The organism is Leucobacter sp. 1207-22, from assembly GCF_052850455.1.
In genome coordinates, this window is record NZ_VXCR01000001.1 from 366,512 (window position 1) to 384,810 (window position 18,299).

The 18,299-nt window shown below is 60.5% G+C and carries 17 protein-coding genes; 13 read left to right on the top strand and 4 right to left on the bottom strand.

The window, feature by feature from the left end; genetic code table 11:
• Positions 1-300: 300 nt before the first annotated feature.
• The 7 genes from hpaH (at position 301) to FW756_RS01665 (ending at position 7,791) form a co-directional block, all read left to right on the top strand.
• Entirely contained in the window at positions 301-1,086 is a 786-nt protein-coding gene (hpaH, locus tag FW756_RS01635; RefSeq protein WP_446428436.1) for a 2-oxo-hept-4-ene-1,7-dioate hydratase, read from the top strand.
• A complete protein-coding gene (locus FW756_RS01640; protein WP_446428437.1) occupies positions 1,071-1,910 on the top strand; it encodes an HpcH/HpaI aldolase family protein in 840 nt (279 codons plus the stop codon). The genes hpaH and FW756_RS01640 overlap by 16 nt, the downstream gene beginning before the upstream one ends.
• A gap of 85 nt (positions 1,911-1,995) precedes the next feature.
• Complete coding sequence (locus FW756_RS01645) at positions 1,996-3,507, top strand: fumarylacetoacetate hydrolase family protein (protein ID WP_446428438.1); 1,512 nt, start codon at positions 1,996-1,998, stop codon at positions 3,505-3,507.
• Positions 3,508-3,509: 2 nt separating this feature from the next.
• Positions 3,510-4,187, top strand: a complete 678-nt coding sequence (locus FW756_RS01650) for a GntR family transcriptional regulator (protein ID WP_446428439.1) — start codon at positions 3,510-3,512, stop codon at positions 4,185-4,187.
• A gap of 42 nt (positions 4,188-4,229) precedes the next feature.
• Entirely contained in the window at positions 4,230-5,726 is a 1,497-nt protein-coding gene (gene hpaE / locus FW756_RS01655) for a 5-carboxymethyl-2-hydroxymuconate semialdehyde dehydrogenase (RefSeq protein WP_446428440.1), read from the top strand.
• Positions 5,727-5,770: 44 nt separating this feature from the next.
• Positions 5,771-6,913 carry a 3,4-dihydroxyphenylacetate 2,3-dioxygenase gene (gene hpaD, locus FW756_RS01660; protein ID WP_446428441.1) on the top strand — a complete coding sequence of 381 codons (1,143 nt, stop codon included), beginning with the start codon at positions 5,771-5,773 and terminating at the stop codon, positions 6,911-6,913.
• Between the two features lie 284 nt (positions 6,914-7,197).
• Entirely contained in the window at positions 7,198-7,791 is a 594-nt protein-coding gene (locus tag FW756_RS01665; protein WP_446428442.1) for a TetR/AcrR family transcriptional regulator, read from the top strand.
• Between the two features lie 107 nt (positions 7,792-7,898).
• On the opposite strand, the gene FW756_RS01670 is transcribed toward FW756_RS01665, so the two are convergent.
• The 3 genes from FW756_RS01670 to FW756_RS01680 form a co-directional block, all read right to left on the bottom strand.
• Positions 7,899-8,960: a hypothetical protein gene (locus tag FW756_RS01670; RefSeq protein ID WP_446428443.1), complete on the bottom strand. Its 1,062-nt coding sequence runs from the start codon at positions 8,958-8,960 to the stop codon at positions 7,899-7,901.
• Positions 8,961-9,090: 130 nt separating this feature from the next.
• Positions 9,091-10,530, bottom strand: a complete 1,440-nt coding sequence (locus FW756_RS01675) for an APC family permease (RefSeq protein ID WP_446428444.1) — start codon at positions 10,528-10,530, stop codon at positions 9,091-9,093.
• Between the two features lie 176 nt (positions 10,531-10,706).
• A complete protein-coding gene (locus FW756_RS01680; protein ID WP_446428445.1) occupies positions 10,707-12,107 on the bottom strand; it encodes an amidase in 1,401 nt (466 codons plus the stop codon).
• A 75-nt stretch (positions 12,108-12,182) separates the two neighbouring features.
• Here FW756_RS01680 and FW756_RS01685 point away from each other — a divergent pair, with 75 nt between their 5' ends.
• The 6 genes from FW756_RS01685 to FW756_RS01710 all read left to right on the top strand — a co-directional run bounded on the left by FW756_RS01685 (position 12,183) and on the right by FW756_RS01710 (position 16,758).
• Positions 12,183-12,794 (top strand): TetR/AcrR family transcriptional regulator, encoded by a 612-nt coding sequence (locus FW756_RS01685; protein ID WP_446428446.1) that lies wholly within the window; start codon positions 12,183-12,185, stop codon positions 12,792-12,794.
• A 31-nt stretch (positions 12,795-12,825) separates the two neighbouring features.
• Complete coding sequence (locus FW756_RS01690) at positions 12,826-13,068, top strand: exodeoxyribonuclease VII small subunit (RefSeq protein WP_446428447.1); 243 nt, start codon at positions 12,826-12,828, stop codon at positions 13,066-13,068.
• A gap of 2 nt (positions 13,069-13,070) precedes the next feature.
• Positions 13,071-13,796, top strand: a complete 726-nt coding sequence (locus tag FW756_RS01695; RefSeq protein ID WP_446428448.1) for a DUF4245 family protein — start codon at positions 13,071-13,073, stop codon at positions 13,794-13,796.
• Complete coding sequence (locus FW756_RS01700) at positions 13,793-14,470, top strand: carbonic anhydrase (protein ID WP_446428449.1); 678 nt, start codon at positions 13,793-13,795, stop codon at positions 14,468-14,470. Before FW756_RS01695 ends, FW756_RS01700 begins: the two co-directional genes overlap by 4 nt.
• A gap of 80 nt (positions 14,471-14,550) precedes the next feature.
• A complete protein-coding gene (locus FW756_RS01705) occupies positions 14,551-15,957 on the top strand; it encodes a class II fumarate hydratase (protein WP_446428450.1) in 1,407 nt (468 codons plus the stop codon).
• A gap of 171 nt (positions 15,958-16,128) precedes the next feature.
• Positions 16,129-16,758 (top strand): TetR/AcrR family transcriptional regulator, encoded by a 630-nt coding sequence (locus FW756_RS01710; RefSeq protein ID WP_446428451.1) that lies wholly within the window; start codon positions 16,129-16,131, stop codon positions 16,756-16,758.
• Positions 16,759-17,115: 357 nt separating this feature from the next.
• On the opposite strand, the gene FW756_RS01715 is transcribed toward FW756_RS01710, so the two are convergent.
• The gene (locus tag FW756_RS01715; RefSeq protein WP_446428452.1) at positions 17,116-18,279 is read right to left on the bottom strand and encodes an acyl-CoA dehydrogenase family protein; all 1,164 of its coding nucleotides are present in this window, start codon (positions 18,277-18,279) and stop codon (positions 17,116-17,118) included.
• Positions 18,280-18,299 lie beyond the last annotated feature (20 nt).

Below are 18,299 nucleotides of genomic sequence, written 5' to 3' on the forward strand. Positions count from 1 at the left end.
TGTGTTGAGTGCAACGGCGCCCGAATTGCCGCTACATTGCGGCGCCACCCTATTTAGCGCCTGTGCGTAGACGATCACCGAAATTACGAGATCGTATACGATTCCCCACATCGTAAAGGGGATCACCCCGCGCGCGCAACTCACCCAACGGACATCTCCGTTCGGAGAAAATACCTGACCAGAGCAGTGTTTAACTATCGAACACATTTCCCTCAGGATCACGCTGGCACACAAGCCAGTGGATCGTATACGATTTGAGCAAGTCTTACGCGGCAGCGCAGTCGCAGATTGGGAGGGCACATGCTCGAGCAGGCACAGATCACAGCAATTGCAGAGGAATTGGTGCAGGCGGATCGCGACCGCACCATCCTCCCCAAGCTCACCAGCCGCTACCCGGGCATGGTTATCGAAGACTCCTACGCCATCCAAAAGGAATGGTCAGACCGCCGCATCGCAAACGGCGCAAAGCTCGTCGGCCACAAGATCGGCCTCACTTCGAAGGTGATGCAGGTCGCGACTGGCATTTCCGAGCCGGACTACGGCGTCATTCACGACGACATGGTGCACGAGTCAGGCGCAGTCATCGAGTTTGACCGTTTCTCAAATGTGCGCATTGAGGTCGAGCTCGCATTCGTGCTTGCGAAGCCACTCTCGGGCCCAAACGTCACAATCTTTGACGTTCTCGATGCCACCGCCTACGTTGTTCCCGCACTCGAAATCCTCAACTCGCATCTCGAGCTTGAGGGTCGCACGATTGTCGACACCATCAGCGACAACGCCGCAATGGGCGCAATGGTCATCGGTGGACGCCCGGTCAAGGTTGACGAAATCGACCTCACCTGGGCCAAGGCACTCCTCTACCGCAACGAAACCATCGAGGACTCGGGCGTTGCAGGCGCAATTCTTGGTCACCCCGCACTTGGCGTGGCATGGCTTGCGAACAAGCTTGCCCAGCACGGGCAGTCGCTTGAAGCTGGTGAGATCATCCTCGCTGGTTCGTTCACGAAGCCCATGTGGGTGGAACGCGGTGACACCGTTCACGCTGACTACGCAGAGCTTGGATCAGTCACATGCCGATTCGTCTAAACCTTCCCGCGACGCTCACTCAGCGGATCGCCGAGTCGACAACAGCCGAGGCAAGCCGTCCCCTGATTGGCCTGTGGGCGTGTGCCGGAAGTCCCATTACTGCTGAGATCGTGGCAGGCAGCGGCTGCGATTGGGTGCTGCTCGACGCAGAACATTCACCAAATGGACTCGAGTCTGTGCTCGCTCAGCTCTACGCAATGTCCGCGTATCCAGTCGCACCACTCGTGCGCCCACCTCATGGCGACACGGTAACGATCAAGCAGTACCTCGACCTCGGAGCACAGAACCTTCTCATCCCCATGGTCGATTCCGCCGAGCAGGCTGCTCGACTCGTTCGCGCAGTGCGATACCCGGACGGGAGCACGAATGGCGGCGTGCGCGGAGTTGGCTCGGCGCTTGCCCGATCCGCACGCTGGAATCGCGTCGAGGGCTACCTTGGTCGCGCATCCGAGACGATCAGCCTCACCGTGCAAATCGAGTCAGCCGAAGCTGTCCGTAATGCGGCCGAAATCCTCGCGGTCGACGGCATCGATGCGATCTTCATCGGGCCCTCCGACCTTGCTGCGTCAATGGGTCTGCTCGGCCAGCAGAACCATCCTGATGTTGTCACACGCGTTCTCGAAGTGATCGCTGCTGCACGAGCCGCTGGCAAGCCGGTCGGCGTGAACGCGTTTGTCCGCGCGGATGCGGATCGGTACATCGCTGCCGGTGCATCCTTCGTGGCAGTTGGTGCGGATGTCGCGATTCTTGCACGTCAGACCGAGGCATTGGTTGACAGCTTCCGCGGCGATGCGGGCGGATCCGCGCCCCGCGCAAGCTACTAACAAGCTCCCAGGGTCTGGAAGTTCACAAATCTCTCCAGATCGTATACGATAAGAAATATCATTAAGCAAAGAAGCAGAGGTTGTCATGACGTTCGGCATCGATTCACTCGGAATTGAGACCCCCGGCAAGATCATTGCTGTGCATCTCAATTACCCGTCGCGCATTGCGCAGCGCGGTCGCACTCCTGAGTTCCCCTCGTACTTCTTCAAGCCCGCGTCATCACTCGCCCCCACCGGCGCAACGATCGAACGCCCGGCTGGCACCGAACTCCTCGGCTTCGAGGGTGAGGTGGCGCTTGTCATTGGCAAGCCAGCACACTGGGTCTCCCCCGAAGACGGCTGGAGCCACGTCTCGCATGTGACCGCCGCAAACGATTTCGGCCTGTACGATCTGCGTGCAGCAGACAAGGGCTCAAACGTTCGCAACAAGGGCGGCGACGGCTACACTCCCATTGGTCCTGTCGCGATCTCGACCGATGGTATTGACCAAGACAGCTGGCGCGTTCGCACCTGGGTCAACGGCGAGCTCGTTCAGAACGACACCAGCGATACGTTGAAGTTTTCCTTTGGTCAGCTCGTCGCTGACCTCTCTCAGCACATGACGCTCGAGACCGGCGACGTGATTCTTACCGGAACTCCGGCTGGCTCTTCAGTTGTCGTGCCAGGCGACGTCGTCGAGGTCGAGGTCGATGCGCCAAACGCGCCAGGAGCTCCGACCACCGGTCGTCTCGTCACGACCGTCACGCAGGGCTCCAAGGCATTCGGCGATTTCGGTTCGAAGCCTGCGATCAACGATCTCCAGCGCATCGAGGCCTGGGGCAGTGAAGACGAGCACGCTGCGGCGGTTGCGGCTGGCAAGGCGTCTCCGCTTGACGCTCCGGTCGAGACACACCCGCTCACCGCAGAACTTCGCGAGCTGCTCGACGGCGTTGCGGTTGCAACCGTTTCTGCTGCGCTGCGCAAGCGCGGCTATGTCGACATCTTCATCGATGGCGTGCACCCGAATCACGAGGGCGATCGCATTCTCGGTATCGCAAAGACGCTTCGATTCATTCCGTTCCGCCCCGATCTGTTCAAGAAGTACGGTGGCGGATACAACGCTCAGAAGCGTGCATTCGACAGCGTCAACGAGGGTGAAGTGCTCGTCGTTGAGGCTCGTGGCGTTCGTGAGACCGGCACCGTCGGCGACGTACTCGCGCTCCGGGCACAGTTCCGGGGAGCGGCTGGCATCGTCACCGATGGAGGCGTGCGCGACTACTCAGCAGTTGAGGAGTTCTCAATTCCAGTCTTCTCGCAGGGCGCGCATCCCAGCGTGCTTGGCCGTCGCCATGTGCCATGGGAGACCGACGTCACCATCGCATGCGGCGGCGCAGCAGTTCAGCCGGGCGATGTCATCATGGGCGACCGTGACGGAGTCATCGTCATCCCGCCGTTCCTGCTCGAAGAAGTCGCCCGCGACTCCGCAAAGCAGGAGGCAGAGGACGCATGGGTAGCTGACCAGGTTGCCGCGGGAGCCAAGGTCGACGGCCTGTTCCCCATGAATGCTGAGTGGCGTGCGCGCTATGAGGCAGAGCTCGCTGCAGGCAAGGGCGCGTAATCATGACCACACGTTCAAAGTCTGAGGTTGCCTACCTCAAGATCAAGGCGCGGATCGAGAGCGGCGAGTACGGCCCAGGCTTCCGCCTCGTGCTTGCAAGCTTGGCTTCCGAGTTTGACATGTCCGTGGTACCGGTTCGCGAGGCGATCCGACGCCTTGAGGCAGAGCAGCTAGTGACTTTTGAACGAAACGTTGGCGCTCAGGTCGCACTTTTCAAAGAGACCGAATACCTGCACACCATGCAGACGCTCGCGCTCGTTGAAGGATCCGCCACCGCGCTTGCGGCCCCCTCGGTCACCCCGGAGCAAATTGCTCGTGCCCGTGCAATCAATGAGAGCATGCGCGAGACATTCGAAAGCTTTGACCCACGCCGGTTCACCGAGCTCAATAAGGAATTCCATTCGGTGTTCTTTGAGAGCTGCCCGAACCCGCACATTCTCGATCTTGTTCACCGCGGCTGGAACCGCATGAAGGTACTGCGCGATTCTTCGTTCAGCTTCGTGCCCGGCCGCGCCCAGGAGTCCGTTGCAGAACACGACGAACTCCTCCGACTCCTCGAATCGCATGCTGACCCGTTCGACATCGAACTCGCGGCTCGCGAGCACCGATTGAACACGCTCAACGCCGTGCTCGCATACCGCAAGGAGTCGCGCCACGACACCGCTGAAGCGGTCGCTTAGTTTCATTCACTTCAATTTTCATCCTCCAAGAAAGTAGGACTCATGATTCAGGAAAAGCCTGCCGGCCTCCCCGACAAGATCCGCCACTTTATCGACGGCAAGTTCGTTGACTCGATTGGCGGCGAAGAATTCGACGTGCTCGATCCCGTCTCGAACGAGACGTACATTCAGGCTGCTGCAGGACAGAAGGCCGATGTTGACCTTGCTGTTGCAGCTGCACGCCGTGCATTCACCGAGGGCCCCTGGCCCAAGATGCTCCCCCGCGAGCGTTCACGCATTCTGCACAAGGTCGCTGACATTGTTGAGTCACGCGACGAGCAGCTCGCACAGCTCGAAAGCTACGACTCGGGTCTGCCCATCACGCAGGCAAAGGGCCAGGCACGTCGTGCAGCTGAGAACTTCCGCTTCTTTGCTGATCTGATCGTTGCGCAGCACGACGACACCTTCAAGGTTCCCGGTCGCCAGATCAACTACGTGAACCGTAAGCCCATCGGTGTTGCTGGTCTCATCACCCCGTGGAACACCCCCTTCATGCTTGAGTCATGGAAGCTCGGTCCCGCACTCGCAACCGGTAACACCGTTGTACTCAAGCCCGCAGAGTTCACTCCCCTTTCGGCTTCGCTGTGGGGCGAGATCTTCCGCGAGGCAGGCATTCCCGACGGTGTCTTCAACCTGGTCAACGGCTTCGGTGAAGAGGCTGGCGACGCGCTCGTCAAGCACCCTGATGTTCCGCTCATTTCGTTCACCGGTGAGAGCAGCACTGGCTCGCTCATCTTCGGTAACGCGGCACCTTTCCTCAAGGGCCTCTCAATGGAGCTTGGTGGCAAGAGCCCCGCAGTGGTGTTCGCTGATGCAGACATCGACGCCGCACTCGATGCGACCGTCTTCGGCGTCTTCAGCCTGAACGGTGAGCGGTGCACCGCTGGCAGCCGAATTCTCGTGCAGCGCGACATCTACGATGAGTTTGTCGAGCGGTACGCAGAGCGCGCGAAGAACGTCGTCGTGGGGCTTCCCAGCGATCCAGCCACCGAGGTTGGCGCGCTCGTGCACCCCGAGCACTACGCAAAGGTCATGAGCTACGTCGAACTCGGCAAGACCGAGGGTCGTCTCGTTGCAGGCGGCGGTCGCCCAGCAGAGTTCCCCACTGGAAACTTTGTATCGCCGACCGTCTTTGCAGACGTCGCCCCCGATGCTCGTATCTTCCAGGAAGAGATCTTCGGCCCGGTCGTTGCCATCACTCCGTTTGATACCGATGAAGAGGCGCTCGAGCTCGCAAACAACACGAAGTACGGCCTCGCGGCATACATCTGGACGTCGAACCTCAAGCGTGCACACAACTTCGCGCAGTCGGTCGAGGCAGGCATGGTCTGGCTGAACTCGAACAACGTCCGCGATCTGCGCACGCCATTCGGCGGCGTCAAGGCTTCTGGCCTCGGCCACGAGGGCGGCTACCGCTCGATCGATTTCTACACCGATCAGCAGGCTGTCCACATCACGCTGAACGAGGCACACTCGCCCAAGTTTGGACTCGGCAAGTAGCCGATCCGCACCCACCACATTTACGAATTACGCAAGGAAGCATAATGTCAGATCTCAAGGGTCGTGAGAAGACCTCGTCCGGTTTCTGGGTCACTGAAGAAGCCCCCATCAAGACCGATAACCCGGTCTCGACTCCACAGTCGCAGGCACCCGACATCCTGCGTTGCGCGTACATGGAGCTCGTCGTGACCGACCTCGCGAAGTCGCGTCAGTTCTACGTCGATGTACTCGGTCTGTACGTCACCGCTGAGGACGACGAGGTCGTTTACCTCCGTTCAACCGAAGAGTTCATTCACCACAACCTCGTGCTCCGTAAGGGCCCGATTGCTGCGGTGGCCGCATTCTCGTACCGCGTCCGTTCAGCAGAAGACCTCGACCGCGCGGTTGCGTTCTACACCGAACTCGGCTGCGACGTTCGTCGCAACCCAGAGGGCTTCGTCATGGGCATCGGCGACTCGGTTCGCGTCGTTGATCCCCTCGGCTTCCCATACGAGTTCTTCTTCGAGACCACTCACGTCGAGCGTCTCTCATGGCGTTACGACCTGCACACTCCAGGTGAGCTCGTACGCCTCGACCACTTCAACCAGGTCACGCCAGATGTTCCCCGCGCGGTCCGTCACTACCAGGATCTCGGCTTCCGCGTGACTGAGGACATTCAGGACGAAGAAGGCACCGTCTACGCTGCGTGGCTGCGCCGCAAGCCCACCGTGCACGACACCGCTGCAACCGGTGGCGACGGCCCCCGCATGCACCACGTTGCGTTCGCGACTCACGAGAAGCACAACATTCTCGCGATCTGCGACAAGCTCGGTTCGCTGCGCCTGAGCGACCACATCGAGCGCGGCCCCGGCCGTCACGGTGTATCGAACGCGTTCTACCTCTACCTGCGCGATCCCGACGGACACCGCGTCGAGATCTACACGCAGGACTACTACACCGGCGACCCCGATAACCCCGTTATCACCTGGGACGTACACGACAACCAGCGCCGTGACTGGTGGGGCAACCCGGTTGTCCCGTCGTGGTACACCGACGCGTCGCTCGTTCTCGACCTCGACGGCAACCCCCAGCCCGTCATCAGCCGCACCGATAACTCTGAGATGGCTGTCACGATCGGCGCCGACGGGTTCTCATACACCCGCGACGGCGACAAGGAGCAGGGCTTCAAGCTCGGCAACACCCTCTAAGCATTCGCTCAGAGGACGCACTCTCACCGGAGTTGCACTCACACCGTTGGGCCTTGGTACTCGTTTCATACGTGTATCAAGGCCCAACACTTGTTCCGCTCACAGCCTCGAACAGCCCTGAAACAGGATGACCGGAGAGACGGGGTTTCAGTGACAATTTTCCAACTCCAGTTGTAGATTATTTTCCACAACGTTGAATATCAGCGGCCATGATTCGCGGATCAATTGCTCACCTCTATCCGCAGACGAGACCCGACACTTGACCTTTGAAACTGCGAGGACGAATGCCCAAGATCGTCGACCACGATAAGCGCCGCGAAGAAATCATCGAGGTAGCATCGCAGCTCATCGTTGAGGGCGGTATCGAAGCCGCAACGATGCGCGAAATCGCCACCAGGGCAGGCTTCGCCAACGGCGCACTCAAACACTATTTCTCGGGCAAAGACGCAATCATCGAGGGCGCATACGCGCGTTCACTCAGTAGCTTGGAGAAGCGTCTTGCCACTCAGGTGCTTGGCAAACGCGGCATCGATGCGCTTGAAACGGCAATGCGTTACACCCTCACCCACGACGACGAGTCGACGACCGCACGTGTGCTGCTCTCGTTCTGGGAACGTTGCGCCTTCAGCACCGAGATTCAGCAGGGTTACGGTCAGCACCTCAGGGCGTGGCAGACAAGCTACCTTGAGTACCTGCGCGAAGGGCGCGACGACGGTGACATCATTACCGCGAAACCTGACGAGCAAATCGTCCTCGAAGTCATCTTGCTGAACATCGGCGCTGCCGTCGTGCGTGCCGTCAGCCCCGAACAAGTCGGAGCTCAGATCCTCGAAGACCAGGTCGCTGATTTCATCGCACGCCTGCGGCAAGCACACTAGACCGGAACCAGACTTTACCGCCACTCACGCATAGCACTCCTCGACAAAGCACTCGGCAGGTCAGCCACCGCCGACGTGAACGCCCACGTCTCGATACTGTGACGGCGCTACCAGGCCGCTGCGACCGCGCGGTGTGCCTCGAACAGTGGAACCGTCGTGCCTTCTGGTGAACGGCCGAAGCCGCACTCGGTCGCGACGCCGAAGTCGCGGGTGACGTGCTGGTGTGCTGCCTCAAGCCGACGCGCAGCACCTGCTGCACCGTCCTCACGGTGCACGAGACCGAGGTAGAGCTCAGTCGACGGCGCAAGGTCGAGCCCTGCGAGTGGGGCAAAGAACTCTGCATCGTCACGCTCGATGGGTACGGGTAAGTGCACCCAGTTGATGTCACGCTTCGTGGCTGCCGCAACGAGGTTCGCAAACTTGGTGAGATGTGCAGCGTCCCGGGGCTCAACGAAGTGCTTCTCAGCTACGTCGCCATAGCAAAGATGCACGCCTGCTTCGACGTCTGCGGGAATGCGGTCGAGCTGGCGTGCGAGTCGCTCGCTCGTGCCGGTCCAGACATCATCGAACCACTCGTAGCGTTTTCCGCCGCGCTCCGCGTATGCGGTCTGTTCGAGAATCGCGAATTCAAGTGCCGCGTCCCACTGCACCGCAAGCTTGCCATGGGGAATCTCAGCAAGGATCTGTTCAAGTTCGGCCGCAAGGGCTGCCTCGTACACCGGCTCGAGATCCGCCCGGTCCTCCTCCCGCACAAAGCTCGCGAGCGTTGCGAGTGGAGTCGGGAGTGACACCTGGAAGCGGGTGCCCGCTGGAATCACGCCTTCCTCCTGGAGACGTGCAAACACCGCGTACGACTCAAGTGCCGCATCGGCATAACCGAGGTTTGCAATCTTCAGGTCTGCCGCCTCGACGCCCTCCGCAATACGAATCGGGCGCAGGTCGAGCGTACGCAGCAGAATCGGCTGATCACCGATCTGCTCGAGGCCTTCCGTCTGCGCGAGGCGCCCAGGCTGGAAGGCAATCCAGTGGAAGCGCTCCCCAACCTCACCGTCTGGGATGCGCTTCAGGTGGTCACCAAGGTGAGCCGCCGCAGTGCGCATGGTCTCTTCAGCGGTGTCGAAGTTGATGCTGCCTACGAGGTGTGCCCCGGTAACGTTTGCCTGTGTCATAGCTCAAGTATCACGAACCACAAGCGTTCGGCGAAGTCGTGTGACAAACTGCTACACGCGCTGACAGGCAACAGCAACCGGGACGCGGATCACCCCAAGCTTGGGGCTCCTCGCTTCCAGGTCGCTCAGGTTAGGCCTCGATGTCGCTTGGCTCTGCGTGCGCAGCACGCGCTTCCACCAGCGCCGCCTGCTCAACCGAGGTACGTCCAGGCAGGAACATGCCACCAATAAACACGGCGACAAGCACACCGCCCCAAATGAACGACTCCACGGTGCCGCCAACGAGCACTGGGAAGTTCGAGACTGAAATGGCGAGCACGCCGAGCAGGCCAAGACCACCCAATACCGCCGCCACAACGACACCAGCAGGCGGGCGTCCGTCGCTTGAGCCAGTCGAACGCGAGCGACCAAAGGCGAGTACGGCGATACTGGTGAGTGCCATCATAAAGATCACACCGACCGCACCCGCACCCGAGTACCAGGTATAGATCTGAGTCACCGGGTCGAGCTGGGCGAGCGCCGACACGAGCACGACAACCGCGGTGATAATGGTCACCCACAGCGACGCGCTCGAAGGTGCAAGGTGCTTCGGGTGCACGTCTGACAGACGTTTCGGCAGCACCCCACGCTGACCAAGCGTGAAGAGGTAACGCGTGACGATGTTATGGAACGACAGCATGCACGCAAACATGCTCGTCACGACGAGCACCTGCACAATGTCAGCAAAAATGGGAGCAACCACGTTGCCAGCGAGAGCGATCACGATGCTGTCAGGAGCGGCATTGGAATCAGCAACCGCAGTGTCGACGCCAAGACCCGAGATAACGAGCCAAGAAGAGATGAAGTAGAGCACGCCAATCGTGATGACCGCGATGTACGTTGCTCGCGGAACCGTGCGCTCAGGATCCTTTGCCTCATTCCGGAAGACTGCGGTCGCCTCGAAGCCAAAGAAGCCGAGGAACGCAAAGAGCAGGCCGAGGCCTGGTGCACCAACAAGCGCCTCGCTCGGGAAGAGCGGCTTCAGCGACAACTCATCGCCTGAGAACAGCACGCCGAGATCAATTGCAACGACGGCAATGACTTCGAGCACAAGGACAACTCCGAGCACCTTTGCCGAAAGCTCAATATCCCGGTATCCCAGGAACGCAACGATGGCAATCATGATGCCTGAAATGAGCCACCACGGCGGCGTCACACCAAGCCAGAGGTTGATGAGGTTGCCCGCCTGCACCCCGAGGTAACAGGTCATCGACACTGTCAGCAGGACGTAGCACACCAGCGCAATTGCCGCGGTGCCGAGGCCCGCGCGACGCCCGAGACCACGGTCAACATACGAGTAAAACGCGCCAGCGTCAGGCACTCGCGGCGTCATCCAGGTATATCCAACAGCAAAGAGCAGCAGGATGATGGTTGCCGCAAGCACCATCGACGGAACGCCAATGGAACTCGAGCTCAGAATGATGATCGGGAAGTTCGCGGCGACGACCGTGATGGGCGCCGCAGCGGCGATCACCATAAACACGATTCCGGCGACGCCGAGCCTCCGGTTGAGCGTGGGTTCCAACTGCATTCCTCCTGATGAATGAGCCCAGTGTGCGGCCACTGTGCAAGCTTTCACCAGCAACAAACGGCACGCTATGCCGGGGGTAAGCATATCCTGTGCCATTTCTCCTGCGCGAAACGGACGTCGCCGAGCGAAACACCGAGCGGGCCGGCACGCAACAACGCACCGACCCGCTCGACAAGCTACGGACGCTCGTTCACTGACGGCCACCAATCAGCGGCGGTCCACAGTGCGAGCTCCGATTCAGCTGCAGCACCAATTTTGAAGACCGTCTGGTCATCAAACGTGCGGCCAACAATCTGCACGCCCGTCGGCACACCGTTCGCTGCTTTGCCAGACGGCACCGCGAGCACGGGAGCACGACCGACGATATTGAACGGCAAGGTCATGAGCTGACCAAACACACGCTCTGAGTCAGTGCAAGGTTCATCCGCCGCGAAGCCAGTATTGGCAGTTGTCGGGCAGATAAGCGCATCAAATTCCTCAAGCAGCTCCCCGAACGGCTCGTAGAATGCCGACTCGGCGATAAGCCCCTCAACATAATCACCGCCGGTCTTTGCAGACTCCGCGAACGCACGGGTGTACGGCATCAGCAATTCAACGCGCTCAGGGGAATCATTTCCCACACTATCGATGAACGAACCCATGATCGCGCCAAAGTGCGCCCACGCAACTTCTTTCACCCGCTTCGGCCCCCACGGCAGGTCAACCTCGACAACAGTTGCGCCAGCTGCACGCAGCGCCTCAGCAAAACGCTGCGTGTTCGCAATCACGTCAGCCTCCACCTCGTAGCCACCAAGCGTGTAGCTCAACGCGATTCGCATGCCGGTGAGTGACTGCACTTCAGCAGAGACCGTCATCTTTGGCAACGACGCAGCGTCCCCACGCCATGAGCCAGAGATGACATTCTGCAGCATCGCGACATCGGCGACGCTCCGTCCCATTGGCCCGTCTGCGCAATAGGTATCACTGTTAAACGGTGCGAGCCCTGGCACCCTGGCGAACGGCGGCTTGAATCCGACGACACCACAGTACGCGGAGGGGATGCGGATCGATCCACCGATATCAGAACCGGTCGCAAGCGTGGTCGAGCCCGCGGCGAGCACCGCGCCTGATCCGCCAGAGGACCCACCTGGGCTCATCTCGAGATTGAACGGGTTGCGCGTGACTCCCCAAAGCTTGGTGTGGGTGACCGGCGCACAACAGAACTCTGGCGTCGACGCTCGCCCGTGCACGACTGCGCCAGCTTCGAAGATGCGCTCGACAATCGGGTGAGTGATGTCAGAAATCTGCCCCTTTTCCAGGAGCGAACCTTCCTCTGCCGTGCGCCCAGCAATCGGCTGCTCCTCCTTAATGATCGTCGGCACACCTTCAAGTGGGCGGGCGGTGCCCGCGGCATATCGAGCCTCGGATGTTCGCGCGGCCGTATATGCCTCCTCCAGGAACGATTCCGTGATCGCGTTCACCGCTGGCTCTGTGACCTCACCGCGCGCGACCACCGCGTCGAGCAGCTCGACAGGCGACAGTTCGCGACGTGCAAAGCGGCTGACCGCTTCAGAGGCTGACATGTGGTGCAGTTCCATGTTGACTTCCGTTCGTGATGCGTCATTGCAATCCGTACATTGTACGGAACGTGGTGTGTCTATTAACCTACAGGCATGGCAAACAGTCAAGCCCCAACGCAGCGGCCCACCAGTGCGCGCGGCACGCTCACCCGCGACGTCATCGTCACCACCGCGATTTCACGCATTGAGGCAGAAGGCGCGGATCGACTCACCATGCGAGCCGTCGCCGCCGAACTTGACTGTGCCGTCATGTCGCTCTACACGCACGTCAAAAACCGGGACGATCTCATCGCTGGCGTCGTTGCACGCCTGATCGCAGAGCTGAACATCCCCGCTGTCATTCAGTCAGCCGGAGGCGACTGGGAGACAGTCACCACCGCGGTCCTGCGCGCATACTTCAACCTCGCGCTCACATTCCCCCGCTCATTCGCGCTTCTTGCGCTCGCTCCAGCTGACGCAGATCACGTCACCGAACACCTCGACAGCATCGTCACGCATCTCGCTACCCTCGGGTTCACAGAAGAGCGGGCGCGGATCATCCTGGACACCGCAGACGCATTCGCAACGGGGTTCCTCATTGTGCGCGCACAGCCGAGCCTCCCACGTCGCGCGAACAACCCTGCGGAGGACCTCGCGGAGAGCGCATGGCCTGCATACGAGGCGGGGATCGAGATCCTGCTTGCAGGGATCCGCGCTCGCATGTGAATCCCCAGCGGATGCGAGTAAGCTTGCAGGCATGTCAGACATGGGGCCCGCTGCCACAAGCGAGACGAGCACGCTCAGCTACGAGCAGGCTCGTGACGAACTCATTCAGGTAGTCAGCAAGCTTGAGCAGGGTGGCATTACCCTCGAAGACTCACTCCAGCTCTGGGAACGCGGCGAACAGCTCGCGCAGCGCTGCGAGGAATGGCTCCTTGGCGCGCGCCAGCGCCTCGAGGCCGCACGAAATTCAGCTGCACCGACGGAGGCCGGCAACTAACGATGGCGAAGAAGACCAAGGCTCCTGCGATCGTTGCAGAGCTCGGCAGGCCCGAGACCGCTTCCGAAACAGCAGCCCGCAAGGCAGAGAACAGCAGGCTCTACAAGAGCCGCAAGACCGTGAACAACCTGGTCTTCTCGTTGCTCGTGAGCTTCGGCCTTATGCTCGTCATCTATTTCATGATGCCGCAGAGCACTGGCGACTTCGACCAGCGCTCGGTCAACGTTGCCGAAATCGCTGAGCAGTCAGGCGCTGGACTCAATGTCGACCTTGCTGTGCCTGCCGTTGATGAGGGTTGGATGGCAAAGTCCGCGACCCTCAAGCACGAAGATGGCTTCTACGTGTGGCGCATACACTTCACCACGGCAGACCAGGCATACGCCTCGGTCACCCAGCTGTTCACCGAAGACGGTGAACCAGTACTTGAGGTTCCCGGCGTTGAAACGTACCTGAACGCTGAGGTACTTGAGGCGCTCGAACCCACCGGTCAGGAATCCCTCGCGGGAACCGACTGGACGCTCTACGACTACCCCAACCGGGCAACAGACAAGAGCAACATTCGCTTTGCACTCTCAGGCGCTGTCGGCAACGACGCGGTCATCGTCTCCGGCACCGACAATGCTGGCACCATTCGCGTGCTCGCCACCCAGGTCATGGATTCCCTTGCGGTATCTAGCGACCAGGCGACGGGCGGATCCGCCGAAACAACCGCAAAGGAAGCCGCATGACCGCACCTCGCGTCACCCCGCAAGAAGCCTGGGACACCTTCATCGCAGGCAACGAACGATTCGTTGGTGGTACTTCAAACCATCCCAACCAGAACGTTGAGCGCCGCTCTGAGCTGGTGAATCAGCAGTCACCCGACGTCGCTCTCTTCGGTTGCTCAGACTCGCGTCTCGCCGCAGAGATCATTTTCGACTGCGGCCTCGGCGACATGTTCATCGCACGCAATATGGGGCACGTGGTGGCGGAGTCGATCACCGCTTCGATGGAATATGCGGTTCAGCACCTGGGTGCTGCACTCATCGTGGTCCTCGCTCACGACTCATGTGGCGCAGTGGCAGCGGCAATCGATCAGACCACACGCACCCCGGGTGATGTGACTCCTGCCGTGCGGAATACGCTCGCACCGATCCAGCCAGCCGTGCAGGCGCTGTGGCACCGTGATCACCACGAGTCGCCTTACGTTGTCACCGAAGAAATCGACGCGAACACTGTTGGCCGCCTTCATCTGCAGTCGACCGTGAACGAGCTGCTCCGTAACTCGCCGACCATCAGCGCGGCAGTAGACCGCGGTGAGGTCGCCGTTGTTGGCTGCCAGTACCGCCTTCTCGAAGGCCGTGCGGTGCCATACACTGCTGTTGGCCGCCTCAGCATCGAGACCAGCGACCTGATTGGCTAACCGGCAGCATCGCCAGTGATCCAGTCAACTTCAGAAACTTTGTAATTCCCTTCTTTCATCTCGTCAAACAAAGGATGACAGTGACCGAACAGATCGAATACCGTATCGAGCACGACACCATGGGTGAAGTGCGCGTTCCGAAGAATGCGCTCTACTCGGCGCAGACCCAGCGCGCAGTTGAGAACTTCCCGATTTCTGGCTCGGGTCTTGAGCCCGCACAGATCGTCGCCCTCGCACGCATCAAGCGCGCCGCAGCGATCGCAAACCAGGAGCTCGATATCCTCCCCGCTGACATCGCAAACGCGATCGTCGCAGCGGCAGACGAGATCATTGGTGGTGCACACCACGATATGTTCCCGGTGGACACCTACCAGACGGGTTCGGGCACTTCCTCGAACATGAACATGAACGAGGTTCTCGCGAACCTCGCAACCAAGCACCGTGGCGATACCGTTCACCCGAACGACCACGTCAATGCTTCGCAGTCGTCGAACGACGTCTTCCCCACCTCGGTTCACATTGCTGTGACTGGCGCGCTCATCGAGCAGCTCAAGCCCTCACTCGTGCACCTCGCTGAGGCGCTCGAAGAGAAGGCAGAACTGTGGAAGACCGCAGTCAAGCCAGGCCGCACCCACCTCATGGACGCGACCCCTGTCACCTTCGGCCAGGTCTTCGGCGGCTACGCTGCTCAGATCCGTTACGGCATCGAGCGCGTCGAGGCTGCACTCCCCCGCGTAGCTGAGGTCCCCCAGGGCGGCACCGCAGTCGGCACCGGCATCAACACTCCCCTCGGCTTCCCCGAGAAGGTCATTGCTGAGATCGCTGCATCGAGCGGCCTGCCCATCACCGAGGCACGCAACCACTTTGAGGCACAGGCAAACCGCGATGGCCTCGTCGAGGCTTCGGGCGCGCTCCGCACGATCGCTGTCTCGCTCGTGAAGATCAACAACGATCTCCGCTGGATGAGCTCGGGCCCCAACACTGGCCTCGGCGAGATCCACATCCCAGATCTCCAGCCCGGCTCCTCGATCATGCCAGGCAAGGTCAACCCCGTTATCCCCGAGGCAGTCCTCATGGTCTGCTCGCGCGTTATCGGCAACGACGCTGCAATTGCGTTCGCTGGCGCATCAGGCACCTTCGAGCTCAACGTTCAGATCCCCGTTATGGGCACCGCACTTCTCGAGTCGATCCGCCTGCTCTCGAACGCTTCGGTGGTTCTCGCAGACAAGACCATCAAGGGTCTTGAGGCAAACCTCGAGCGCGCTGCAGCACTCGCTGGTATGAGCCCCTCGACGGTTACCCCGCTGAACCGCCTCATCGGTTACGAGGCAGCTGCGAAGATCGCGAAGCACTCAGTTGCCAAGGGCATCACCGTGCGCGACGCAGTGATCGATCTCGGCTACGTCGAGCGTGGCGAGGTCACTGAGGCTGATCTCGACAAGGCGCTTGATCTGCTCTCGATGACCCACCCGGGTGTCGCAAAGTAGTTTCACTACTTTACGTGGCGTTATTCGTCGCACAAGGAGCTTGGTTGCCAACTCGCAACCAAGCTCCTTGTTGTGTATCCACGACTCAACGCCTGAAAAAGTTGTCACGATTCAGATTCTTCCCCGCTCAGCAAGAAAATTTTCGTCTCGTTCTGGGATACCCTTAAACCCATGACTGATGCGCGCGTGGTGAGAACTCGAGCTGCCCTTCACCGGGCCGTGATCAATCTCGCCAGTGCAAAACCAATCAGTACCGTCACCGTTTCTGAACTGGCATCTGAAGCCGGAATTAACCGGGTGACCTTCTACAAGCACTACGCGACCCCGTCAGAGACGCTCGCCGATGTCATCAGCGGCATGCTCGCAGAAACCGATAGCGGCCGCGATGACCGCAACGCCTTCGCAGATGAGTCAACACCCCGCATTCTCGAAATGTGGGAGGGCTTCGCGCACCTCGTCGACCACGTCGAAGACAACGAAGAGCTGTATCGCCTCGGCTTTGAAGACCCGCTTGACGGCACGGTTCGAGAAGCGCTCACCAAGCACGTGTACGAGTCGTTGCTGCGGCATCTTGAGATGCGACGCAACTGGCCAACAACTCCAGCTGACATCGACATTGACATGGTTGCGTGGGTACTCTCTAGCGCGCTCGCAACAGCGATCGGCTATTGGCTCGGTGACGCATCATTCACACGTGATGACCTCCGGGCAAACTTCAGTGTGGTGTACCCCGAGTGGATGCGAACTGAGCCAGACGGCAAGGTTATTCCGCGCGACGCGCTGTTCCCCACACTTCGGTAGGTGAGGCGGCTGCGGGCACCCCTCGTTCGGTAAGTTAAGCCCCGCATCACCGCGCGCACCTCACGCACCGCGCGAAAGTGCCCCCGCCCCCGCGAAAACGACCTTTTCATGCACTGAGGGCACTTTCATGCGCATGAAAGTGCCCTCAGTGTCAGAAACGCCGTGTTTCGCGGGGTTGCCGGGGCGCGGGGTTGCCGGGGCGCGGGGTCGCGGAGTTGCCGAGTTGCCGGGTCTCGTGGTCGCACCGGGTTACAGGGTCCCGGCTCGACCGCAGTCATAAGCGCGACCCAGTCCAGCCCAACCCGTCCCGCTCCAGCCAGCCCAGTCCGAGCCAACCCGGCCCGAGCCAGCGCAACCTTAGAACGCGGCGATACCCGTCAGTTCACGACCGATGACGAGCTGGTGCACCTCGTCAGTACCCTCGTAGGTGCGAACCGACTCAAGGTTTGCCATGTGGCGCATGACCGGGAAATCACTCGTGATGCCGTCACCACCGAGAATTCCGCGGCAGGTGCCAGCGATCTTGATCGCCTCACGCACGTTGTTCAGCTTGCCAACCGAGATCTGGCCGTAGGACAGGTTGCCTGCGTCCTTCAGTCGTCCGAGGTGCAGTGCGAGCAGCATGCCCTTCTCGTACTCCACGAACATGTCGGCGAGCTGCGCCTGAATGATCTGCTTTGAGCCGATGGGCGCACCGAAGACCTGTCGGGTCTGCGAACGCTCGACCGCTACCTCCAGGCACGCGCGTGCGGCGCCCATGACGCCCCATGCGATACCGTAGCGTGCTTCGTTGAGGCACTTGAACGGTGACGACAGCCCCTTCGAACCGGGGAGAATTGCATCGAGCGGCAGACGCACATCGGTGAGCTCAATCTCAGTCTGCAGCGAGGCGCGCATCGACAGCTTGTTCTCGATCGCGGTGGCCTTGAAGCCCGGAGTCTCGGTCGGCACGACGAACCCGCGCACGATGCCTTCCTCGTCCTTCGCCCAGATGACGCCGACCTGTGCGATGGTTGCAAGGCCGATCCAGCGCTTCTTACCGTTGAGTACCCATTCGTCGCCGTCACGGCGTGCGGTGGTGAGCATGGTGTTGGGGTCAGAACCACCCTGGGGTTCGGTGAGACCGAAGAAGCCGACTGCTTCGCCGCGGCCCATTGCGGGCAGCCAGCGCTGCTTCTGCTCCTCAGAGCCGAACTTGTAGATCGCGCCCATTGCGAGCGATCCCTGCACCGAAAGCGCCGTACGGAACCCTGAGTCAACAGCCTCAAACTCCATAGCAACCAGGCCGTACGCGACCGAAGATGCGCCCTTCAGCCCGTACCCATCCATGTACATGCCGAACGCGCCGAACTCGCCAACCTCTGGCAGGAGCTCGACAGGAAGTCGACGGTCCTCAAACGCCTGGTCGATGATCGGCTTGATCTTGGTCTGCGCGAATTCGCGCGCCTTCATCTGCCACTCGCGCTCTTCTTCGGTGACGAAGTCAGAGACGTTAAACAGTTTGTCGATCGTGGTGGTCATGATGCTCCTTTGGCTCACTT

What these genes read in the sequence shown, in the direction of transcription:
- FW756_RS01715 (WP_446428452.1), bottom strand. Translation starts at nt 18,279, where the DNA reads ATGACCACCACGATCGACAAACTGTTTAACGTCTCTGACTTCGTCACC.
- FW756_RS01710 (WP_446428451.1), top strand. Translation starts at nt 16,129, where the DNA reads ATGACTGATGCGCGCGTGGTGAGAACTCGAGCTGCCCTTCACCGGGCC.
- hpaD (WP_446428441.1), top strand. Translation starts at nt 5,771, where the DNA reads ATGTCAGATCTCAAGGGTCGTGAGAAGACCTCGTCCGGTTTCTGGGTC.
- FW756_RS01690 (WP_446428447.1), top strand. Translation starts at nt 12,826, where the DNA reads ATGTCAGACATGGGGCCCGCTGCCACAAGCGAGACGAGCACGCTCAGC.
- FW756_RS01680 (WP_446428445.1), bottom strand. Translation starts at nt 12,107, where the DNA reads ATGGAACTGCACCACATGTCAGCCTCTGAAGCGGTCAGCCGCTTTGCA.
- hpaH (WP_446428436.1), top strand. Translation starts at nt 301, where the DNA reads ATGCTCGAGCAGGCACAGATCACAGCAATTGCAGAGGAATTGGTGCAG.
- FW756_RS01685 (WP_446428446.1), top strand. Translation starts at nt 12,183, where the DNA reads ATGGCAAACAGTCAAGCCCCAACGCAGCGGCCCACCAGTGCGCGCGGC.
- FW756_RS01675 (WP_446428444.1), bottom strand. Translation starts at nt 10,530, where the DNA reads ATGCAGTTGGAACCCACGCTCAACCGGAGGCTCGGCGTCGCCGGAATC.
- FW756_RS01645 (WP_446428438.1), top strand. Translation starts at nt 1,996, where the DNA reads ATGACGTTCGGCATCGATTCACTCGGAATTGAGACCCCCGGCAAGATC.
- FW756_RS01695 (WP_446428448.1), top strand. Translation starts at nt 13,071, where the DNA reads ATGGCGAAGAAGACCAAGGCTCCTGCGATCGTTGCAGAGCTCGGCAGG.
- FW756_RS01670 (WP_446428443.1), bottom strand. Translation starts at nt 8,960, where the DNA reads ATGACACAGGCAAACGTTACCGGGGCACACCTCGTAGGCAGCATCAAC.
- FW756_RS01665 (WP_446428442.1), top strand. Translation starts at nt 7,198, where the DNA reads ATGCCCAAGATCGTCGACCACGATAAGCGCCGCGAAGAAATCATCGAG.
- FW756_RS01640 (WP_446428437.1), top strand. Translation starts at nt 1,071, where the DNA reads ATGCCGATTCGTCTAAACCTTCCCGCGACGCTCACTCAGCGGATCGCC.
- hpaE (WP_446428440.1), top strand. Translation starts at nt 4,230, where the DNA reads ATGATTCAGGAAAAGCCTGCCGGCCTCCCCGACAAGATCCGCCACTTT.
- FW756_RS01650 (WP_446428439.1), top strand. Translation starts at nt 3,510, where the DNA reads ATGACCACACGTTCAAAGTCTGAGGTTGCCTACCTCAAGATCAAGGCG.
- FW756_RS01700 (WP_446428449.1), top strand. Translation starts at nt 13,793, where the DNA reads ATGACCGCACCTCGCGTCACCCCGCAAGAAGCCTGGGACACCTTCATC.